The 18,039-nt window shown below is 27.1% G+C and carries 19 protein-coding genes; 6 read left to right on the top strand and 13 right to left on the bottom strand.

Annotated elements, in window-relative coordinates; all coding sequences use genetic code 11:
* The 6 genes from Q7K47_00335 to Q7K47_00310 all read right to left on the bottom strand — a co-directional run bounded on the left by Q7K47_00335 (position 1) and on the right by Q7K47_00310 (position 5,300).
* A complete protein-coding gene (locus Q7K47_00335; protein MDP0505648.1) occupies positions 1-576 on the bottom strand; it encodes a 2-oxoacid:acceptor oxidoreductase family protein in 576 nt (191 codons plus the stop codon).
* A gap of 65 nt (positions 577-641) precedes the next feature.
* The gene (locus tag Q7K47_00330) at positions 642-1,304 is read right to left on the bottom strand and encodes a PAS domain-containing protein (protein MDP0505647.1); all 663 of its coding nucleotides are present in this window, start codon (positions 1,302-1,304) and stop codon (positions 642-644) included.
* Between the two features lie 278 nt (positions 1,305-1,582).
* Positions 1,583-2,374 carry an ATP-binding cassette domain-containing protein gene (locus Q7K47_00325; GenBank protein MDP0505646.1) on the bottom strand — a complete coding sequence of 264 codons (792 nt, stop codon included), beginning with the start codon at positions 2,372-2,374 and terminating at the stop codon, positions 1,583-1,585.
* The gene (locus Q7K47_00320; protein ID MDP0505645.1) at positions 2,367-3,215 is read right to left on the bottom strand and encodes an ABC transporter permease; all 849 of its coding nucleotides are present in this window, start codon (positions 3,213-3,215) and stop codon (positions 2,367-2,369) included. Before Q7K47_00320 ends, Q7K47_00325 begins: the two co-directional genes overlap by 8 nt.
* A 19-nt stretch (positions 3,216-3,234) precedes the next feature.
* A complete protein-coding gene (locus Q7K47_00315) occupies positions 3,235-4,176 on the bottom strand; it encodes an ABC transporter substrate-binding protein (protein MDP0505644.1) in 942 nt (313 codons plus the stop codon).
* Positions 4,177-4,376: 200 nt separating this feature from the next.
* Entirely contained in the window at positions 4,377-5,300 is a 924-nt protein-coding gene (locus Q7K47_00310) for an ABC transporter substrate-binding protein (protein ID MDP0505643.1), read from the bottom strand.
* A 349-nt stretch (positions 5,301-5,649) separates the two neighbouring features.
* Between Q7K47_00310 and Q7K47_00305 the strand changes: the two genes are divergently transcribed.
* The 3 genes from Q7K47_00305 to Q7K47_00295 all read left to right on the top strand — a co-directional run bounded on the left by Q7K47_00305 (position 5,650) and on the right by Q7K47_00295 (position 8,178).
* Positions 5,650-6,975, top strand: a complete 1,326-nt coding sequence (locus Q7K47_00305) for an MATE family efflux transporter (GenBank protein MDP0505642.1) — start codon at positions 5,650-5,652, stop codon at positions 6,973-6,975.
* Positions 6,976-7,053: 78 nt separating this feature from the next.
* The gene (locus Q7K47_00300; protein ID MDP0505641.1) at positions 7,054-7,392 is read left to right on the top strand and encodes a ferritin; all 339 of its coding nucleotides are present in this window, start codon (positions 7,054-7,056) and stop codon (positions 7,390-7,392) included.
* Positions 7,393-7,404: 12 nt separating this feature from the next.
* Complete coding sequence (locus Q7K47_00295; protein ID MDP0505640.1) at positions 7,405-8,178, top strand: family 1 encapsulin nanocompartment shell protein; 774 nt, start codon at positions 7,405-7,407, stop codon at positions 8,176-8,178.
* Positions 8,179-8,236: 58 nt separating this feature from the next.
* Here Q7K47_00295 and Q7K47_00290 read toward each other — a convergent pair whose 3' ends face one another.
* The 4 genes from Q7K47_00290 to pstC are packed head-to-tail and all read right to left on the bottom strand — an operon-like array spanning position 8,237 to position 11,480.
* Positions 8,237-8,935 carry a hypothetical protein gene (locus tag Q7K47_00290; GenBank protein MDP0505639.1) on the bottom strand — a complete coding sequence of 233 codons (699 nt, stop codon included), beginning with the start codon at positions 8,933-8,935 and terminating at the stop codon, positions 8,237-8,239.
* A 33-nt stretch (positions 8,936-8,968) separates the two neighbouring features.
* The gene (pstB, locus tag Q7K47_00285; protein ID MDP0505638.1) at positions 8,969-9,724 is read right to left on the bottom strand and encodes a phosphate ABC transporter ATP-binding protein PstB; all 756 of its coding nucleotides are present in this window, start codon (positions 9,722-9,724) and stop codon (positions 8,969-8,971) included.
* Positions 9,724-10,572: a phosphate ABC transporter permease PstA gene (gene pstA / locus Q7K47_00280; GenBank protein ID MDP0505637.1), complete on the bottom strand. Its 849-nt coding sequence runs from the start codon at positions 10,570-10,572 to the stop codon at positions 9,724-9,726. The genes pstB and pstA overlap by 1 nt, the downstream gene beginning before the upstream one ends.
* Before the next feature lie 29 nt (positions 10,573-10,601).
* Positions 10,602-11,480 carry a phosphate ABC transporter permease subunit PstC gene (pstC, locus tag Q7K47_00275; protein MDP0505636.1) on the bottom strand — a complete coding sequence of 293 codons (879 nt, stop codon included), beginning with the start codon at positions 11,478-11,480 and terminating at the stop codon, positions 10,602-10,604.
* 204 nt (positions 11,481-11,684) lie between these two features.
* On the opposite strand from pstC, the gene Q7K47_00270 reads away from it, so the two are divergent.
* The 3 genes from Q7K47_00270 to Q7K47_00260 all read left to right on the top strand — a co-directional run bounded on the left by Q7K47_00270 (position 11,685) and on the right by Q7K47_00260 (position 14,920).
* Positions 11,685-12,533, top strand: coding sequence for a PstS family phosphate ABC transporter substrate-binding protein (locus Q7K47_00270; GenBank protein MDP0505635.1), 849 nt, complete (start codon positions 11,685-11,687; stop codon positions 12,531-12,533).
* A 39-nt stretch (positions 12,534-12,572) separates the two neighbouring features.
* Positions 12,573-13,250, top strand: a complete 678-nt coding sequence (locus Q7K47_00265; GenBank protein ID MDP0505634.1) for a response regulator transcription factor — start codon at positions 12,573-12,575, stop codon at positions 13,248-13,250.
* A 95-nt stretch (positions 13,251-13,345) separates the two neighbouring features.
* Positions 13,346-14,920, top strand: coding sequence for an ATP-binding protein (locus tag Q7K47_00260; GenBank protein ID MDP0505633.1), 1,575 nt, complete (start codon positions 13,346-13,348; stop codon positions 14,918-14,920).
* A gap of 21 nt (positions 14,921-14,941) precedes the next feature.
* Here the strand turns inward: Q7K47_00260 and Q7K47_00255 are convergent, their stop codons facing one another.
* Genes Q7K47_00255 through thrC form a run of 3 tightly spaced genes read right to left on the bottom strand, consistent with a single transcriptional unit; the run spans position 14,942 to position 17,758 of the window.
* Positions 14,942-15,379, bottom strand: coding sequence for an ACT domain-containing protein (locus tag Q7K47_00255; protein MDP0505632.1), 438 nt, complete (start codon positions 15,377-15,379; stop codon positions 14,942-14,944).
* Between the two features lie 19 nt (positions 15,380-15,398).
* Complete coding sequence (gene thrB / locus Q7K47_00250) at positions 15,399-16,274, bottom strand: homoserine kinase (GenBank protein ID MDP0505631.1); 876 nt, start codon at positions 16,272-16,274, stop codon at positions 15,399-15,401.
* The gene (gene thrC / locus Q7K47_00245; protein MDP0505630.1) at positions 16,271-17,758 is read right to left on the bottom strand and encodes a threonine synthase; all 1,488 of its coding nucleotides are present in this window, start codon (positions 17,756-17,758) and stop codon (positions 16,271-16,273) included. The genes thrB and thrC overlap by 4 nt, the downstream gene beginning before the upstream one ends.
* Positions 17,759-18,039: the final 281 nt, after the last annotated feature.

The raw sequence follows: 18,039 nt of genomic DNA, 5'->3' as shown, positions 1-18,039 counted from the left end.
CTATTCTTTCACCTCTTTCATAGAACGTACTAAAGCTTCCATATTTCCTTTAAGCACTTCTGGTTTAGTTGCAAATTTGTGTTTAAAAGAATCTTCCATTGATTCTATAAATTGAGCCTCGTCAATAACACCACTAACTTTTACTATGGCACCTAACATTGGAGTATTTGGGAAATTTTTTCCTAAACATTCTTCAGAGATTTCTCTTGCATCGCAAGTATAAACTCTTCCTTTATATCCTTTTAATAAAGGTTTAATTTCTTCAGGAGATTTAGCTGAATTAATTACTATTGCTCCTTTTTCTTGTAATCCTTTTGTAACATCAACACTAGAAAGTAAAGTTTCATCTACTACAACTACAAACTCAGGTTCGTAAATGTTAGAATGAACTCTAACTCTTTCTTTCGATATACGGTTATACGCTGTAATCGGCGCACCCATTCTTTCAGGACCGTACTCAGGGAATCCTTGAACATACATACCAGTACTAAAAGCAGAATCTGCTAAAAGAAGTGATGCAGTTTTTGCTCCTTGTCCACCTCTACCATGCCATCTAATTTCTACTACGTCTTTCATCCTTTCGTCTCCTTTACTATCTTTTCTATATAAATTCTATAGACCACAGCAGCCTAACAAATTTTTTAGCTTTCCATTTTTTTTACAATATTTAAATATCTATATATTGTAGGTTCTGAAATTTTTAAAGATTCTGAAACTTCTGAAATTCCACCTCTTAAATTAAATATTCCTTTACTATTTAATTTTTTTATTACATTTAATTTTTCTTCTTTATTAAGTCTTTGCCAATCATAACCATTTTTTGTTAAATAACTAGAAAGAGAAGCATTTATCATTTCTTTTACTGATTTTGGAAAATCTGCAACCATGGTAGGCTTATCTATATCCTCTTTCTTTATTCCATAATAAGCTAAATCATTTAATTCTTTACTCATTGTAAGATATTTAGTAATATCTACATTCACACAAAGCATACCTAAAAGATTCTCTTTATCATCCTTTATAAATAAAGTTGATGATCTTAAAATTTTCCCTCCAGTGACACCTTTATAATTCATAACAAAATCTTCATTTTTAAATATTTCACTTTCAAGTAAATTAAGACCAAACTCAGTCATTGGAGCACCATCACTTCTACCACTTACGTAATTATTAAATATTTTTACACCTGAGTGATCAATATCTCTTAAATCATGTAGGATAACTTCAACGTTCTCTCCAAAACATTTAGAAATGAATTCTCCTATAATCATATATTTGTTTAAAATCTGTTCCGCTTTAGACATAATTCACCTCTTTTTTAACTCTATGTTGATTTTTGTAACTTTCATAATAAAAGAATACCTTTTTTTATCAGATTTGTCAATAATTTTTTTATCACTAGTGATAGCTTTTTTATCACTCACCCCTGCCTAAGCCTTTATTTACCAAAGCTTGAGCTTATATAATTTTTTTATTAACCCTAATAAAATTTTTATCATTTTTTTATCATTTTTCTCTAAAAACAAAAAAAAGCAACCTTATTTTCATAAGATTGCTTTATATTTTTTTTTGTTTATTAGACTTATGCTGCAAACACACTTTTGTCATCTATTTGGCCCTTTGCATTTTGGAATTTTTCTAATAATTTTTCTGTAGTTAAATTTTTCTTCTCTTTTCCAGAAACATTTAAAATTATTTTCCCCTCATGAAGCATTATCAGTCTGTCTCCATAAGTAATTGCATCTTCCAAATTATGAGTTATCATCATAGCTGTTATATTATTTTTTCTAACAATTTCATCAGTTTTATCTAATATTATTTTAGAAGTTTTTGGATCTAAAGCTGCTGTATGCTCATCTAAAAGTAATAATTTTGGTTTATTTAAAGTTACCATTAATAGAGCTAAACACTGTCTTTGTCCTCCTGATAATAACCCAACTTCTGTATCTAATTGATTTTCTATTCCTAAATCTAATTCTTTTAAAAGATTTTTATATATAGATTTTCTTTTATGATTTAAACCCATAGTGAAATTAAATCTTTTTCCTTTATTATCTGCCATTGAAAGATTTTCAAAAACAGTCATAGATGGTGCAGTTCCCACTTTAGGATCTTGATAAACCTTAGATATGAAAGTATTTTTCTTATAGAATTTCAAATTTGTAATATCTTTTTCTTCTAAAGAAACCTTACCTTGATCTGGCTCTATACTACCCATTATTAAATTTAAAAGAGTTGATTTTCCAGCTCCATTACTTCCTATTACTGTTATAAATTCACCTTTATTCACTTCTAAATTTAAGTTATTGAAAACCTTCTTTTCAGTCCCTAACTCCGATGTAAATGTTTTTGTTATAGAATTTAATTTAAGCATTTTTAATCCCCCCTTTTTTCAATACTTTATTATTCTTTAAAGCTAAGATAACAACTACTATAATAGCTGATATTAATTTTAAATCACTTGCATTGAATCCAATCTTTAAAGCTAAAGTTATTATAATCTTATAAATAATAGTTCCTACTATAACAGTAGTTGTTAAAGCAAACTTTCTTCTATTTTTTATAATCGTTTCTCCTATTATTATAGAAGCTAGTCCTGTTACGATTGTTCCAGTTCCCATTCCAACATCTGCAAAGCCTTGATACTGTGCATATAATCCACCTGACAAAGCAACTATTCCATTGGAAATAACTAGTCCATATATTTTTAATTTGTTTTTATTCACTCCCAAAGTTTCAACTAAAGTTTCATTATCTCCCAAAGCTTTTAGTATGAAACCAAATTTTGTTTTAAATAGGAAATCTAAAGCTAATTTACAAAGAACAACTATGATTCCAATTAATAATAATTTATTAATATTTAAAGTAAACAAATGATTTACTGTGAATAATGAAATGTTTGATCTTCCCATTATTTTTATATTAATACTGTATAGTCCTGTCATTACAATTATTCCTGCAAGTAAATTTGCTATTTTATATTTAACATTTATATACCCTGTTATAAATCCTGCTATACTACCACCAATTACAGCTAAAATTAAAGCTAAAACTGGATTAACTCCTTTTACTAGACAACTAGCAACTATTGATGCACCTAGGGGAAAACTTCCGTCAACTGTCATATCAGGAAAGTCTAATATCCTAAAAGATATATATACCCCCATAACCATTATTGCAAATATCAAACTCTGTTCTAAAGTACCAACTAACATCCCTTTTCCCCCTTTACCTTTACATCATTTCTGCTCTATCTTTAAGTTCTTGTGGTAAATTAATATTTAATCTACTTACTGCTTCTTTGTTTATTAATAATTTCGTATCTTTTTGTGTTTCAACTGGAATATCTTTAGGATCTTCTCCATTTAATACTCTTATTGCTATCTCTCCTGTTTGATAACCTAATTGTTTATAATCTAATGTTTCTGTTGCTAATGCTCCTTTTTCAACTTGGTCTTTTATGCAACCTATAACTGGAACATTTTCTTCATTTGCTTTAGCTAATACTAAAGGTGTTGCTGCAACAACTAAATTATCTGTTGGTGTATAAAGTACATCTATATCCTTTAGTAAAACATCTAAAGCTTGTCCAATTTCATTTATATTAGTTATACCCTTTTCTATAACTTTATAACCATATTTTTCACCTTCAATTTTTAACTTTTTAACTAAAACTTGAGAATTTTCTTCACTTGTATTATAAACAACTCCTATTGTTTTTGATTCTGGTAATAATTTTTTCATTAATTGAACTTGTTTATCAACTGGAGCCATATCACTTGTTCCTGTTATATTATCTCCTGTTAATCCTACAGCTTCTGGAGAAGTTACTGCTGAAATTAATACTGGTATCTCCTTTGTAGCATTATACATTGCTTGAGCTGAAGGAGTAGATATTGCTAAGACTAAATCTTTTTTATCTTGTACATATGAAGAAGCTATTGTTTGAGCTACTCCAAAATCCCCTTGAGCATTTTGCATTTCTATATTTACTTTATCTGCTGTATATCCTCCATCTGCTAAAGCTTCTTTAAAACCTTCAGCAACAGCATCTAAAGCTGCATGTTCTATTATTTGTGTTATTCCTATATTTATCTTTTTAGTTTCTTTAGCTTTTTCCTTTCCACATCCAACTAAAAACATTAAACCTAGTAAAGTCATTCCTATCTTTTTTATATTTTTCTTAATTATTTTCATATTCATCATCTCCTAAAGATTTGTTTTTATATGAGATAATGATATCACTATTAAGTATTTATTTATAGATAACAATTTTTTTATTCTTTTGTTCTCTATTTCAAGGATTTTTTTTCATAAAGCCTTTATTTTCAATGAATTTTTTTTAAAAATTTCTATTTTCTTGTTCGTATATATCATTAATTTAATTTATTTTTTAGTTCTTTTGGAATAATTACGTTAAATTTTTTAGCCATTTCTTCATTTATCATTAGCTCAGTATCCTTTAAAGTTTCTATTGGCATGTCACTTGGTTTCTCACCATTTAATACTCTTACTGCCATTTTTCCTGTTTGATATCCTAATTTTTTAAAGTCAATTGCTTCTGTTGCTAAAGCTCCTGCTTCAAATTGTGCTCCGTCAGATGTTATCACAGGAATATTTTTTCCTTCTGCTCTATTTGATATTAAACTCATAGATGCAGTTACAACATTATCACTTGGAGTATACAATACATCTATTTCATCTAATAGTACATCTATTGCTTGTCCAACTTCATTTATATTAGTAACTCCCTTTTCCACTATCTCAAATCCTTGTGGCTCTGCTATTTCTTTCATCTTCTTTAAAAACACTCTTGAATTTTCTTCACTTGTATTATACAAGAAACCTATTCTCTTAGCATTTGGAAGTAATGCTTTCATTAATTGAATTTGTTTATCAATTGGAGCCATATCACTTGTTCCTGTTATATTATCTCCAACTAAACCTACTGCAACTGGATCTGTTACTGCTGTTATTAAAAGAGGAATCTCTTTTGTAACATTAAATACTGATTGAGCTGATGGTGTTGATACAGCTAAAATCAAATCTTTTTTATCTTGAACAAATGAAGAAGCTATTGTTTGAGCCACTCCAAAATCTCCTTGAGCATTTTGTACTTCTATATTTACTTTATCTTCTGTATAGCCTCCATCTGCTAAAGCTTCTTTAAAACCTTCAGTGGCCGCATCTAAAGCTGGATGCTCTATTATTTGAGTTATTCCTATATTTATTTTCTCTTGTTTTTTTCCACATCCAAACATAAACAAACTTGCTATCACTAAAATTATTACTTTTTTCATATAAACCATCCCCTCACATTGAAATTATTTAATTTTGTACATATTAACACAAGTAATATGTAAATTGCAACCTTTTTTTGTTTTATTTATTTGTTTAATTATTTTTGTTTAAATTTTTGTTTAAATCCCTGTTTTTTTTACACAATTATTATAATTTCTAATTTTATGTTCATTTTAAAAATCTTTTTTTCTAAAAATGAAATTTCTATTTTTAAATCCATTTATAATCTTTTATTTTTCAAAGCTTTATAAAAGATATTAAAAAAATTATAAAAAAACTATTGCAAAAAATTTTTTTTGATGTAATATTATCTAGCTAGTAATTAATTTGAAAGGAAATGGATGCAAAATGACTACAAAAATTGATTTAGAGAGAGACTCTATTTTTTCTCTTTTTATTAAATTTGCTATCCCTTCTATAGTAAGTATGTTGGTGATTTCACTATACACTATTATAGATGGAATTTTTATCGCTAGAGGAGTTGGAAGTACTGCTATGGCAGCGGTTAACATCGGATATCCTGTCTTAACTTTAGGAACCTCTGTTAGTTTTATGCTTGGGATAGGTGGAGCTACTTTAATTGCTTTTAAAAAAGGAGATATTAAATACCAAAACAAATGCTTCACTCATATTATTTTTTTGAATTTAGTTATTTATTTACTAATTGCTCTTTTAGTATTTAAATTCACAAATCCATTAATTTATTTTTTAGGAGGAAATGATGAAATTCTCCCTTTAATTAAAGGGTATTTATATCCTTGTACAACAGCAGCTTTTTTCCTGATGCTATCTTCTTCACTAAATGCAGTGGTTAGAAATGACGGTAATCCTAAAAAAGCTATGACTTCAACTATAATTGGAGCAATTACAAATATAATCTTAGACTATATTTTTATTTTCAAATTTAATATGGGTATTGAAGGGGGAGCTACTGCTACAGCAATAAGTCAAATTGTCTCAGCTCTTTATCTTTTCACTCATTTTATTAATTCTACTTTTAAAATAGAATTTAAAAAAATAGATTTTAATTTAATTTTCTCAATAATTTTAATTGGTTTTCCTTCTTTTATGTTGGAATTTTCAGTTGGAGTTATTTCTATTTTATTAAATATCGAATTTATGAGAATAGGTGGTGTTTTTGCTGCTGCAGCCTATAGTATTGTGGCCTACGCTTTTATGTTTTATAGAATGTTATTCTTAGGTTTAGCTCAAGCAGGTCAGCCAATTATTAGTTATAATTACGGAAAACAAAAATTAGATAAAATAAAGGAATCTTTTAAAATTGCACATAAATTTACTTTTATTATTTCAGTTATATCTTTAGTCAGTGTTTTTACTTTTTCTGATAATATAATTAGAATTTTCACAAAGGATCCTGAAATGATAGCAGCATGCACTAGAGGTTTCATATTATATTCAGTGGCAATATCTTTTCTTGGATTTAATTGTGTCAACATAGCTTACCTTCAAGCTATCAATCAACCACTTATATCAGTTGTACTTTCAGTAGCTAGAAGTTTTGGATTTGGATGTGTTGCATTTATGTTTTTCCCTGATATTTTAAGTCTTGATGGTGTTTGGTTAAATCTTCCCTTTGCAGATTTTGCAACTAGCCTAGCTAGCATGCCATTTATAAAAAGATTTACAAATATAAAGAGTTATAAATTAAGCTGATAAGGGTTGACATTAAAAGATTTTAGTCGTATATTTAAAGTAGATACTAGTTATTTATTAACAAGGAGGTAGATAAATATGTCACAATATCATGAAGCTAATTTGAGCGCTAAAGTTAAAGATCAAAGCAGAGCTCTTAACAGCTTAAAAGAAGAAGTTGAAGCTATTGATTGGTACAATCAAAGAGCTGATGTATGTGAAGATCCTGAATTAAAAGCTATTTTAGAACATAATAGAGATGAGGAGACAGAACATGCTGTAATGCTTTTTGAATGGTTAAGAAGAAATATGCCTGCATTTGCAAAGGAATCTGCAGACTATTTATTTACTGAAGGATCTCTTTTAGATTTAGAAGAAAATACCGATAAAAATATTACAGAAGAAAAAGATGATTCTGATGATATTTTTTTAAAGTAAAGGAGAGTATTTATGAATAATCTAAATAAAAACATGGCTCCAATATCAAATGAAGCTTGGGAAGTTTTAAATGAAAGAACTAAAGAAATTTTAGTGAAAATTATTTCTGCTAGAAAAGTTATGTCCATTAAAAATGTAGGAGATTTAAAAAGTATTCCAACTGGAAAGATAAATTTAAAAAAAGTAGAAGATATGGAATATGGAGTTTACGATGTCTTACCTTTAATTGAAACTAGATTCAATTTTACTTTAAATAGATGGGAACTTGATAATATCAGTAGAGGTGATAACAACATCAACTTAACAAATCTTGATAAAGCTATATTTAAAGCTGCTAAATTTGAAGAAGATTTAATCTATAATGGATTAGATAATGTGGAAGGACTTATAAATTCTTGTGAAAATCCTCCTATGAAGATAGGGGAAACTCCTAAAGAAATTTTAGAAAGCATATCTAAAGCTGTAATAATTTTAAAGGATAAATATATTTCTGATAAATTAGATTTAATTGTTAATTACGACACATGGATTAAATTAAATTCTATAGATAGCCATATCCCTCTTATAAAAAGAATAAAAGAACTTATAAAGGGAGAAGTTATAGTTAGTAAATTTACTCCAAAAACTATTTTAATTCCTCATAAAAATGAAAACTTTGAATTATCCATAGGAAATGATTTTTCAATAGGTTATCAAACTCACACAAGCAGAGAAGTTACTTTATTTATAACTGAAAGTTTTGTTTTTAGAATACTAGATAAAGAATTATTTATAATTTTAGAATAATCATAGTTTTATTACTTTAATAACAAACCAGGAGTGTTAGACACCCCTGGTTTTATTATTATCTACTGACATCAAAAACTTCATTTTCTAATAATTCTTTTTTCCTTAAATTCTCTCCCTTTAAAATATAGACTAAATCCACAACCAAATGAATAATATGATCTGCAAATCTTTCATATTTTTTAGTAAGTATTATTCCTTTTACTAAATGATGAATTTTTTCATCATCTTCTTTCATACATTCTTCCATTTCTAGAATTATCCTATTTGCCTCTTGATTTATCTTTTCATCAGAAACTATCAATTCATACAAAAGAGATTCTTGACCGTTTATAAAAGAAGAAATATATACTTCATAAACATCTTTAATTTGTTTTATATAGGAAAGCAACCTTTTATTTAAAATTTTAGCTAACTCTGGAGACTCTTCATTAATTTCCTTTAATATCTTGATATTTTTCTTTAAAATATCTCCCATTCTTTCAACTAATCTTCCACCATCTATAAGCATCACAAGTTCTCTTAAATTTTTAGCTGCAGGTTGAAATCTAGCTATGGCTATTATTGAATTTTCTTTTAAGTTAACTTCAAAAGCATTTATTATATCTTCAATAACAAGACATTCTCCATATAAACTACTGATATTACTTCCCTCTTCCACCATTTCAATATTCACATCTAACATTCTATTTAAATTTTTCAACATCTCTAAATAATGTTCATTCAATCCCTTTAAACTCTCTTCTAAATTTCTCATGTTTCCTCCTAATTTTTTCATCTTTTTAGTATCTTACCCAAATTTTCCAGTAATATAATCCTCTGTCTTTTTATTATTTGGTGCTGTAAAAATTATTTCTGTTTTATCAAATTCTTCTAAATTTCCTTGATAGAAAAATCCTGTATATTCTGAGATTCTTGAAGCTTGTTGCATATTATGAGTAACAATTACAATAGTATAGTCCTTTGATAATTTTCTAATTAATTCTTCTATCCTTGTTGTTGATATTGGATCTAGAGCTGATGTTGGTTCATCCATAAGTAATATTTCTGGATTAACTGATATTGCTCTTGCTATACATAATCTTTGCTGTTGCCCTCCTGATAATCTTAAGGCTGATTCATGTAGTTTATCTTTTACCTCATCCCATAAAGCAACTGCCTTTAAAGAATTTTCAACAATTTCATCTAAAACCTTCGTATCCTTTTCCCCGTGAAGAATTGGAGCGTAAGTTATATTTTCATATATACTTTTTGGAAATGGATTTGGTTTTTGAAATACCATTCCTACTTTTTTTCTAAGTTCTGTAACATTATAGTTTTTATCAAGAACATCCTTTCCATCTAAAGAAATCTTACCCTCATATTTAATATCTAAAATAAGATCATTCATTCTATTGATTGATCTTAAAAATGTTGATTTCCCGCATCCTGATGGACCAATCAAAGCTGTTACCTTTTTATCCTTTATATTCATATTTATATTTTTTATTGCTTGAAATTTCCCATAATAAAAATTAAAATCTTCTATTTTTATTCTATCCATGATTATTCTCCTTTATTCTTATAAATTCTTCTTATAAAAGCACCTAACAAATTAAAGCCAACAGTTATAAACACAAGTACAAATAAAGTTCCATACATATTTGAAATTGGCATATTAGGAACTTGAGTTGATATTACAAATAAGTGATATGGAAGAGCCATTACCTTATCAAATATTCCACTTGGCAAAAATGGAAAATAAAAAGCTGCTGCTGTAAACATAATCGGAGCCGTTTCTCCAGCTGCCCTAGAAACACTTAGAATTATCCCTGTTAATATTCCAGGAAGAGCTGCTGGAAGAACTACTTTAATAGTTGTCTCCCACTTAGTTGCACCAAGAGCTAGAGAAGCTTCCCTTAAACTATTTGGAACATTTAACAAAGCTTCCCTTACTGCTGTTATAATAACAGGTAAACACATTATCCCAAGAGTTAAAGATCCCGCTAATATTGATGATCCAAAATTTAAAAATACTACAAATAAAGCCATTCCAAAAAGACCATAAATTATACTTGGTATTCCTGCTAGATTTATAATAGTTAAGTTTATAAATCTTTTAAAAAAACTTTCTTTAGCATATTCAACTAAATATATTCCTGTAAGTATTCCAAAGGGAACTGCAAATAAAATAGTTCCAAAGGTTAAATAAATCGTTCCAACAATTGCTGGAAATATACCTCCACTACGCATACCATCTGTTGGCATACTAAATATAAAATCAAAATTTATTCCTGAAATTCCCTTTATAGTTATAAACAAAAGAATTAAAATAACTGGAACAATTGATAAAAGTCCTATCGTTTTTATAAAAACTTTAAAAATCTTTTCTCCCCTATCCTTTATTATTATCATATTTTTTTCTCCTTCTTTTAAAATTATCCTTAATTTTTTAAGTTTCTTGATTTTCTAACATAATGCTCTGCTAGGGTATTTGTGATAAAACTAATTATAAAAAGTATTATTCCAATTGCAAATAAAGAATGATAATGAGCACTTCCTTGAACTACTTCTCCCATTTCAGCTGCTATTGTAGCTGTTAATGTTCTTACAGAACTTAAAGGACTTTTAGCTAGAATTGGAGCGTTTCCTGTAATCATTAAAACTGTTAAAGTTTCTCCAACTATTCTTCCAAACCCAAGCATTATACCTGCTAAAATTCCTGGAAAAGCTGCTGGAACTAAAACATTGAATATAGTCTCTGTTTTATTTGCTCCAAGAGCTAAAGAAGCTTCCTTATAAGAACTATCTAGAGCATTCAATGCATCTTCTGTCATTGAAACTATTGTTGGAAAAGCCATGAAAGCTAGCATAACTCCCCCTGTAAGAGCAGTTAATCCACTGTTTAAAGAAAATATTCTTTTCACAGGTCCTGCTAAAATATATAATCCAATAAAACCTAATACAACTGAAGGAATAGCTGACATCACTTCTATTATTATCTTCATTCCAGATTTAATCCTTTTAGGAGCATATTCTCCTATATAAATTGCTGTTAATATTCCAAGGGGAACTGAAATAATAACTCCTATTAAAGTAACCCAAAAGCTTCCAACCAGTAATGGTAAAATTCCAAATTTTCCAGATAGAGATATCCAACTCTTTCCAAATAAAAAATCTTTAACATTATAATCTTTAAAAAATTTCATTCCATTAATAAATATAAATAAAAACATTGCAAAAATTATTCCAATATTTAAAATTCCTGTGCTAAAAAGAAATTTTTTCATAAATAAATCTTTTAACTTTCTTATTTTTTTCATTCTTTCACCTCAAATAATTTATTTTATTATCAGATTCATTATATATTCTTCTTGTTAAATTAATATTAATCTTGTGTAAATTTTATGTTAACTTTTTTTTACACAAAATTTACATTAATTTCATATGTATTTAACAAGAAAATATTATAGTGGTATTGTGAAGTTTAATTAATTTTTTACATTTAAATTTTTAAGGAGGAATACATGAAATTAAAAAAGAGAAATTTATTAGGAATTTGTTTAGTTATTGGAGCTTTATTTACAGGATGCGGAAGTAAAAAATCAACTATTATAGAATTAAAAGGATCTGATACAATCCTTAATGTTTCACAAGGAATAGCAGAAAAATATATGTCTAAAAATCCAGATACAAAAATAGCAGTTACTGGAGGAGGTTCTGGAGTAGGAATATCATCTTTATTAAATAAAACAACTGATATAGCAATGGCCTCTAGAAGCATGAAAGGTAAGGAATATGAAAAGGCAAAGGAAGGAAATATAAAAGTTGAAGAAATTGTTCTTGGATACGACGGAATAACTATAATAGTTAACAATAATAATAAAGTAAAAGATATTAGTTCTAAAAAATTAGGAGAGATATTTAGAGGAGAAATCACAAACTGGAAAGAAATAGGTGGAACAGATAGCCCTATAGTTGTTCTTTCAAGAGATTCTTCTTCAGGAACTCACGAATTTTTCAAAGAACATATTATAAGAGAAAACAAGAAAAATAATAAAGAATATGGATCTAAAACTTTATATGCCCCTTCTAACCAAGCTATTAAACAAGAAGTTAAAAGCAATATAAATGCAATTGGTTATATCGGAATGGGATATATGGATGAAACTGTTCATTCTTTAGCTGTTGATGGAATTACTCCTTCAGTTAAAAACGTTTCTAATAAATCATACCCTATAGCAAGAGAAGTATATTGGTATGTTCCTAAAAATTCAGATAAAGAAGAAACAATTGAAAAACTTGTTGATTTTGCAACTTCAAATGATGGACAACAAATTGTAAAAAATGAAGGATTTATACCAAGAGGTTTATAATTTTGTGGTATAATACAAGAAAACACAAGGAGAAGTTTTATGAGAATACTAATTATTGAAGATGACTTAGAAATACAAAAATTAATTTATTATTTTTTAAAAAAAGAAAATTTTCAAGTAGATAAAACTGAAAATGGACTAGATGGATTAAAGTTTCTTAAGGAAAATCATTACGATGCTATAATCCTTGATTTAATGATACCTGGAATTGATGGGACTAACTTTACAAAAATAATAAAAACCCTTCCTGGTGAATATGGAAATCCTAAAATAATAATGGTCACTGCTAAAACTGACATTGATGATGTATTACAAGGACTTGAAATAGGAGCTGATGATTATCTAAAAAAACCATTTGATCCTAGAGAATTAGTACTTAGAACAAAAAAACTTCTTAAGGAAAATAACATAGATATAGAAGATAATATTATTTTCAAAGATATAATGATAAAATCAAAGGAACATGTTGTTATTTCAGAAGAAAAGGAAGTGGAACTTTCAAAAAAAGAATATGACTTACTTAGTTTTCTTATACAAAACAAAAATTTAGTTATTACAAGGGAACAAATATTAGATAAAATTTGGAATAGTAGTTATTATCCTGGAGATAGAACTGTGGATGTTTATATTTCCAAGCTTCGGGATAAACTTCCTACTTTTTCAAAATACATAAAAACTATAAAAGGAGTTGGTTACAAATTAGAAGAAAAGAAATAGTTACATTAATAATAATTTTATTTTTAGAACTTATTTTTGTTTTTGTTAATTCTGAAATTTTATCCAACCTTTATAGAAACATTGAGAAACAAAATTTGCAAAAGGACGCTTTACTTATAAAAACTATTGCAGAAAAAAATCCTTATGAAAAATACACTAATCTTTTTGAAAGATCTAAGATAAGATTTACTCTTATAGATAACAAAGGAACTGTAATATATGATTCTAAAAATAAAGATAATGAACATTTTATGGATAATCATAGGGACAGAGAAGAAATTAAGGAAGCCATTACTTTAGGAGAAGGTTTTGCAATTAGAAAAAGTAAAACTTTAGACTTAAACTATGCTTATTATGCCCTTAGATTTAAAAATATTAATAATGATTTTTACATCCTTAGAACTTCTGGAGATTATAGTAAACAGTTATATCAACTTAAATTATTTTCTTCTTTATTAATAATATTTTTCTTAATTTTAAATTATTCTATTCATTTTTTCTATAAAAATTATATTAAAAGAGATCTTTATAATAAAATAAATAAAATGAAAACTTTTTTAATTGACGGAGAAAAATTAAATTCAAAAACTTTAAAGGATGAAGCTTGGCTTCTTGAATTTTGGAATATTTTAAAAGAATGGCAAAAATTTAATTTAGAAAATATTAATTCTTTAGATGTTGAAAGAAAAATTTTAAATACAGTTATCACATCTGTGGATTCTTTCATTGGTTTACTTGACGCCAATGGAAACTTCATTATAAAGAATAATTCTTTAGATTATTTAGTCTTAAAGGATAAATATAAATATTTAGAAGCTATTAAACACATTGAAATAGTTAGCATCATAAAAGAAAGTTTGAAAGAAAATAAAGATATATCAAAGGAAATTTATATTTCATCTATAAAGGAATATTTTATAGTTTCCATAAAAAATCTAAAATCTGAAGCTAGACTTCTTATTACTATAAAAAATATAACTAAAACTAAAAAAACAATAGAGTTTCAAAAAAAATTCATTAATAATGTGGGCCATGAATTAAAAACTCCTTTGACAAATATAAAGGGATATTTAATTGCTCTAGAAGATGCACCTGATGAGTTAAAATCTGAATTTTTAGAAACTGTTAATCACAATGTAAATAAATTAGAAAATATAATTTCTGATTTCTTAAATATTTCAAAAATTGAAAATTATCCATCAACAAATTTAAAACTTTTCTCCCTTGAAGATCTTAAAAAATCAGTTTTAAAATCTTTGGATATGATCATTTTAAATAAGAATGCCAATGTTTCATTTGAATTTCATGATAATATCAGTGATATTTTCAGTGACTTTGAAAAACTAGATTTAATACTTAAAAACCTTATAGAAAATAGTATTGTGTATAACAAATCTGAAATTCCAAAAGTTAATATATCCATAAAGGAAAACTATGCTACCTATAGTATTAATGTAACAGATAACGGAATTGGAATTCCAAAAAATAAATTAAATAAGATATTTGATAGATTTTATAGGATTGATAAGGCTAGAACTACTAATCTAGGTGGAACTGGACTTGGTCTTTCCATAGTTAAAACTCTAGTTGAACAATTAGATGGTGAAATTTCAGTATTATCAGAAGAAAATAAAGGATCTACCTTTAAAATAGAAATAAAAAAGCAGTAGCTTACAAGCTACTGCTTTTTTTTATTCTAAAGATATTAATTTTGCAGAAATAACATCTTTTATATCCTTTAGTCCCACAATAATTTCTTCAATTGGTATATTTATATCTGAAATATCCAAAGAAATTATTACAGAAGCAGAATTATTAATTGGCATATTTTGATTTATTGTAATTATATTTCCGTTTACAGTTGATAAATAATTAATAACCTCTGATAAAACTCCTCTTTTATGTTCTAACATTAAAGAAACTAAAGCTTTTTTTCCTAGGGTGCTGTTACAAGGTAAAAAAACATCATCCTTATATTTATAATAAGTGCTCCTACTTATTCCCACCATTTTAACTGCTTCACTGACACTCTTTGTCTTACCTAATTCTAACATTCTTCTAGCTTCAATAACTTTTTCGTAATAATCTGGAAGTATTTTTTTACTAACTATTAAATATTTATCCTTCATAATTCCCCCTCTACATCCTTTATAAAACCAAAGCCCCTTGTAAATCTACATCTAATTTTTGTATCGCCCAATGATTTTTCAAATTAGATATTTCCTTTTCTAAATTTTCCTTATTTAAATCACCATCTACAATTCCCATTAAAGTTGGCCCTGCTCCACTTATAAAAAATCCAATAACTTGATTTCTTTCACATATATCTCTAACTTCCTTATACTCATCTATGAGATTTTTTCTATAAGGTTCATGAATTTTATCTTCTAGAGCTATCTTAATTAAATCTTTATTTCCATCTTCTAGTGACTTCAATAAAACTGCGGTTCTAGAAATATTATGTGTTGCTTGATTATATAATACTATATTTGGCAAAACTTTTCTAGCTTCCTCTGTGGATAACTTAAATCCTGGTATCATTGCACAAAATGAAAAATTTTCATTTATATTATATTTTGTAAAATAAGGAACATTGTCATGAACTAAAGAAGCTGTTAATCCACCAAAAATAGCTGGACTAATATTATCAGGATGCCCTTCTATTTCATTACAAATATTAAATATTTCCATCTTAGAAAGTTTTCCACCACATATTTCATTTGCTCCCATAACTCCACCTATTATACAAGCTGCGCTGCTTCCAAGTCCTCTTGAAACTGGAATATTACTTTCTATTTTTATTCTAACTCCCTTAACGAAAACTTCTAATTTATCCAAAGTTTTTTTAAAAGAAGTGTAAACAAGATTTTCTTTATTTCTATATTCTTCCTCACATCCAAGAATCTCTAATCCCTCTTCTATTTCTTCAAATGAAAAATATGAATATAATTTAAAAGCTAATCCTAAAGAATCAAATCCTGGTCCTATATTAGCAGTAGTTGCTGGAACTTTTATCTTTATCATAATATCACCTCGAAACAATCTTTAATTTTATCCTTATCTATTACAGAAGTATGAATATCCTTCTTATCTTTTAAATTTCTTAGATTACTAGGAATTTCAACCTTTGTTTTTTCATATAATTTTTCCATAATTTCAAACTCGTCAACCATTGCATCTGATTCTTTTTCATCTTGAAATATTGCTTCGTATACAGATTTACTAAATTTATATGGACTTGCAGTTGCTAAAACTACATTTTTATAACCCTCTTCTCTATTTTTTTCCATAACATTGAATGCTACTGCTGTATGAGGATCTAAAACATATGAATATTTTTCATAAATTCTTTTTATCTCTGCTTTTGTTTCTATATCTGTGGAATATCCACCTTTAAATATTTTCTTTATGTTATCCTTTACATCTCCGCTTATTTCATACTTACCTTTATTTTTAAGACTTTCCATTAAGTTATTAATATAATGATTTTCATTACCACTCATATGATAAAGCAATCTTTCTAAATTACTTGAAATTAATATATCCATTGAAGGAGAAATTGTTTTATAAAATTCTCTATTCTTATCATAACTTCCTGTTTTTATAAAGTCACAAAGAACATTATTTTCATTAGATGCACAAATCAATTTATTGATAGGTAGACCTAAAAGTTTTGCATAATATCCTGCTAATATATCTCCAAAATTTCCTGTTGGAACTGTGAAATTTATTTCATCTCCAAAATTAATTTCTTTTAAATTTACAAGTTTCATATAAGAATAGAAATAATAAACCATTTGAGGTACTAATCTTCCTATATTAATTGAATTAGCTGAAGATAATCTAACTTTCTTTTCTAATAATTCTTCTTTTAAATTATCATCTGTAAATAATTTTTTCACTTGACTTTGAGCATCATCAAAATTTCCATTTATAGCATAAACAAAAGTGTTTGACCCCTCTTGAGATCTCATTTGTTTTTCTTGAACCTTACTTACTCCATCATTTGGATATATTACTAATATTTTTATTCCAGGAACATCTTTAAATCCCTCTAAAGCCGCTTTTCCCGTATCTCCTGAAGTAGCTGTTAATATTAACACCTCTTCTTTTATATTATTTTTCTCTAGTGATTTTTTTAATAAATGTGGTAATAATGAAAGAGCTATATCCTTAAAAGCTGAAGTTGGTCCGTGGAAAAGTTCCACAACAAAGTCTTCCCCTACTTTTTTAACTGGAGTTATCTCTTCATTTGAAAATTTATTCTTGTAAGCTTTTTCAACTAGCTCATCTATTTCCTCTTCAGTGTAATCATCCAACATTTTGGATAAAACAACCTTAGCTATATCTATATAGGATTTATTTAATAAATCTTTCAAATTTAATTTTAAATCTTCAATGTCATTTCTAACAAATAATCCTCCATCTAAAGCTATTCCCTTTGCCACAGCTTCAGAAGCTAAACATTTAATTTTTTGGTTTCTTGTGCTCTCATAATTAGGTTTCATAATTTTTCCTCCAAAGTATATTGCATTTAATTACTTGCTATGATATAATGTTTTTCAAATAAATACAAGTGTTTTTATGAAAAAAACATAATTTTTTTTACAATTTTAGCAAAAAAGGGAGAATACTTATGATAAAAGTCGCAAAATTTGGTGGATCTTCTCTAGCTGATGCCAAACAATTCAAAAAAGTCAAAGATATTATACTAAAGGATAGCAATATAAGTGCAACTGTTGTATCTGCTCCTGGAAAAAGATTTTCAGAAGATAGTAAAATAACGGAC

Source organism: Fusobacterium sp. JB019 (genome assembly GCA_030673965.1).
Taxonomy (GTDB): Bacteria; Fusobacteriota; Fusobacteriia; order Fusobacteriales; family Fusobacteriaceae; genus Fusobacterium_B.
This window is presented reverse-complemented; position numbering and strand designations above follow the sequence as displayed.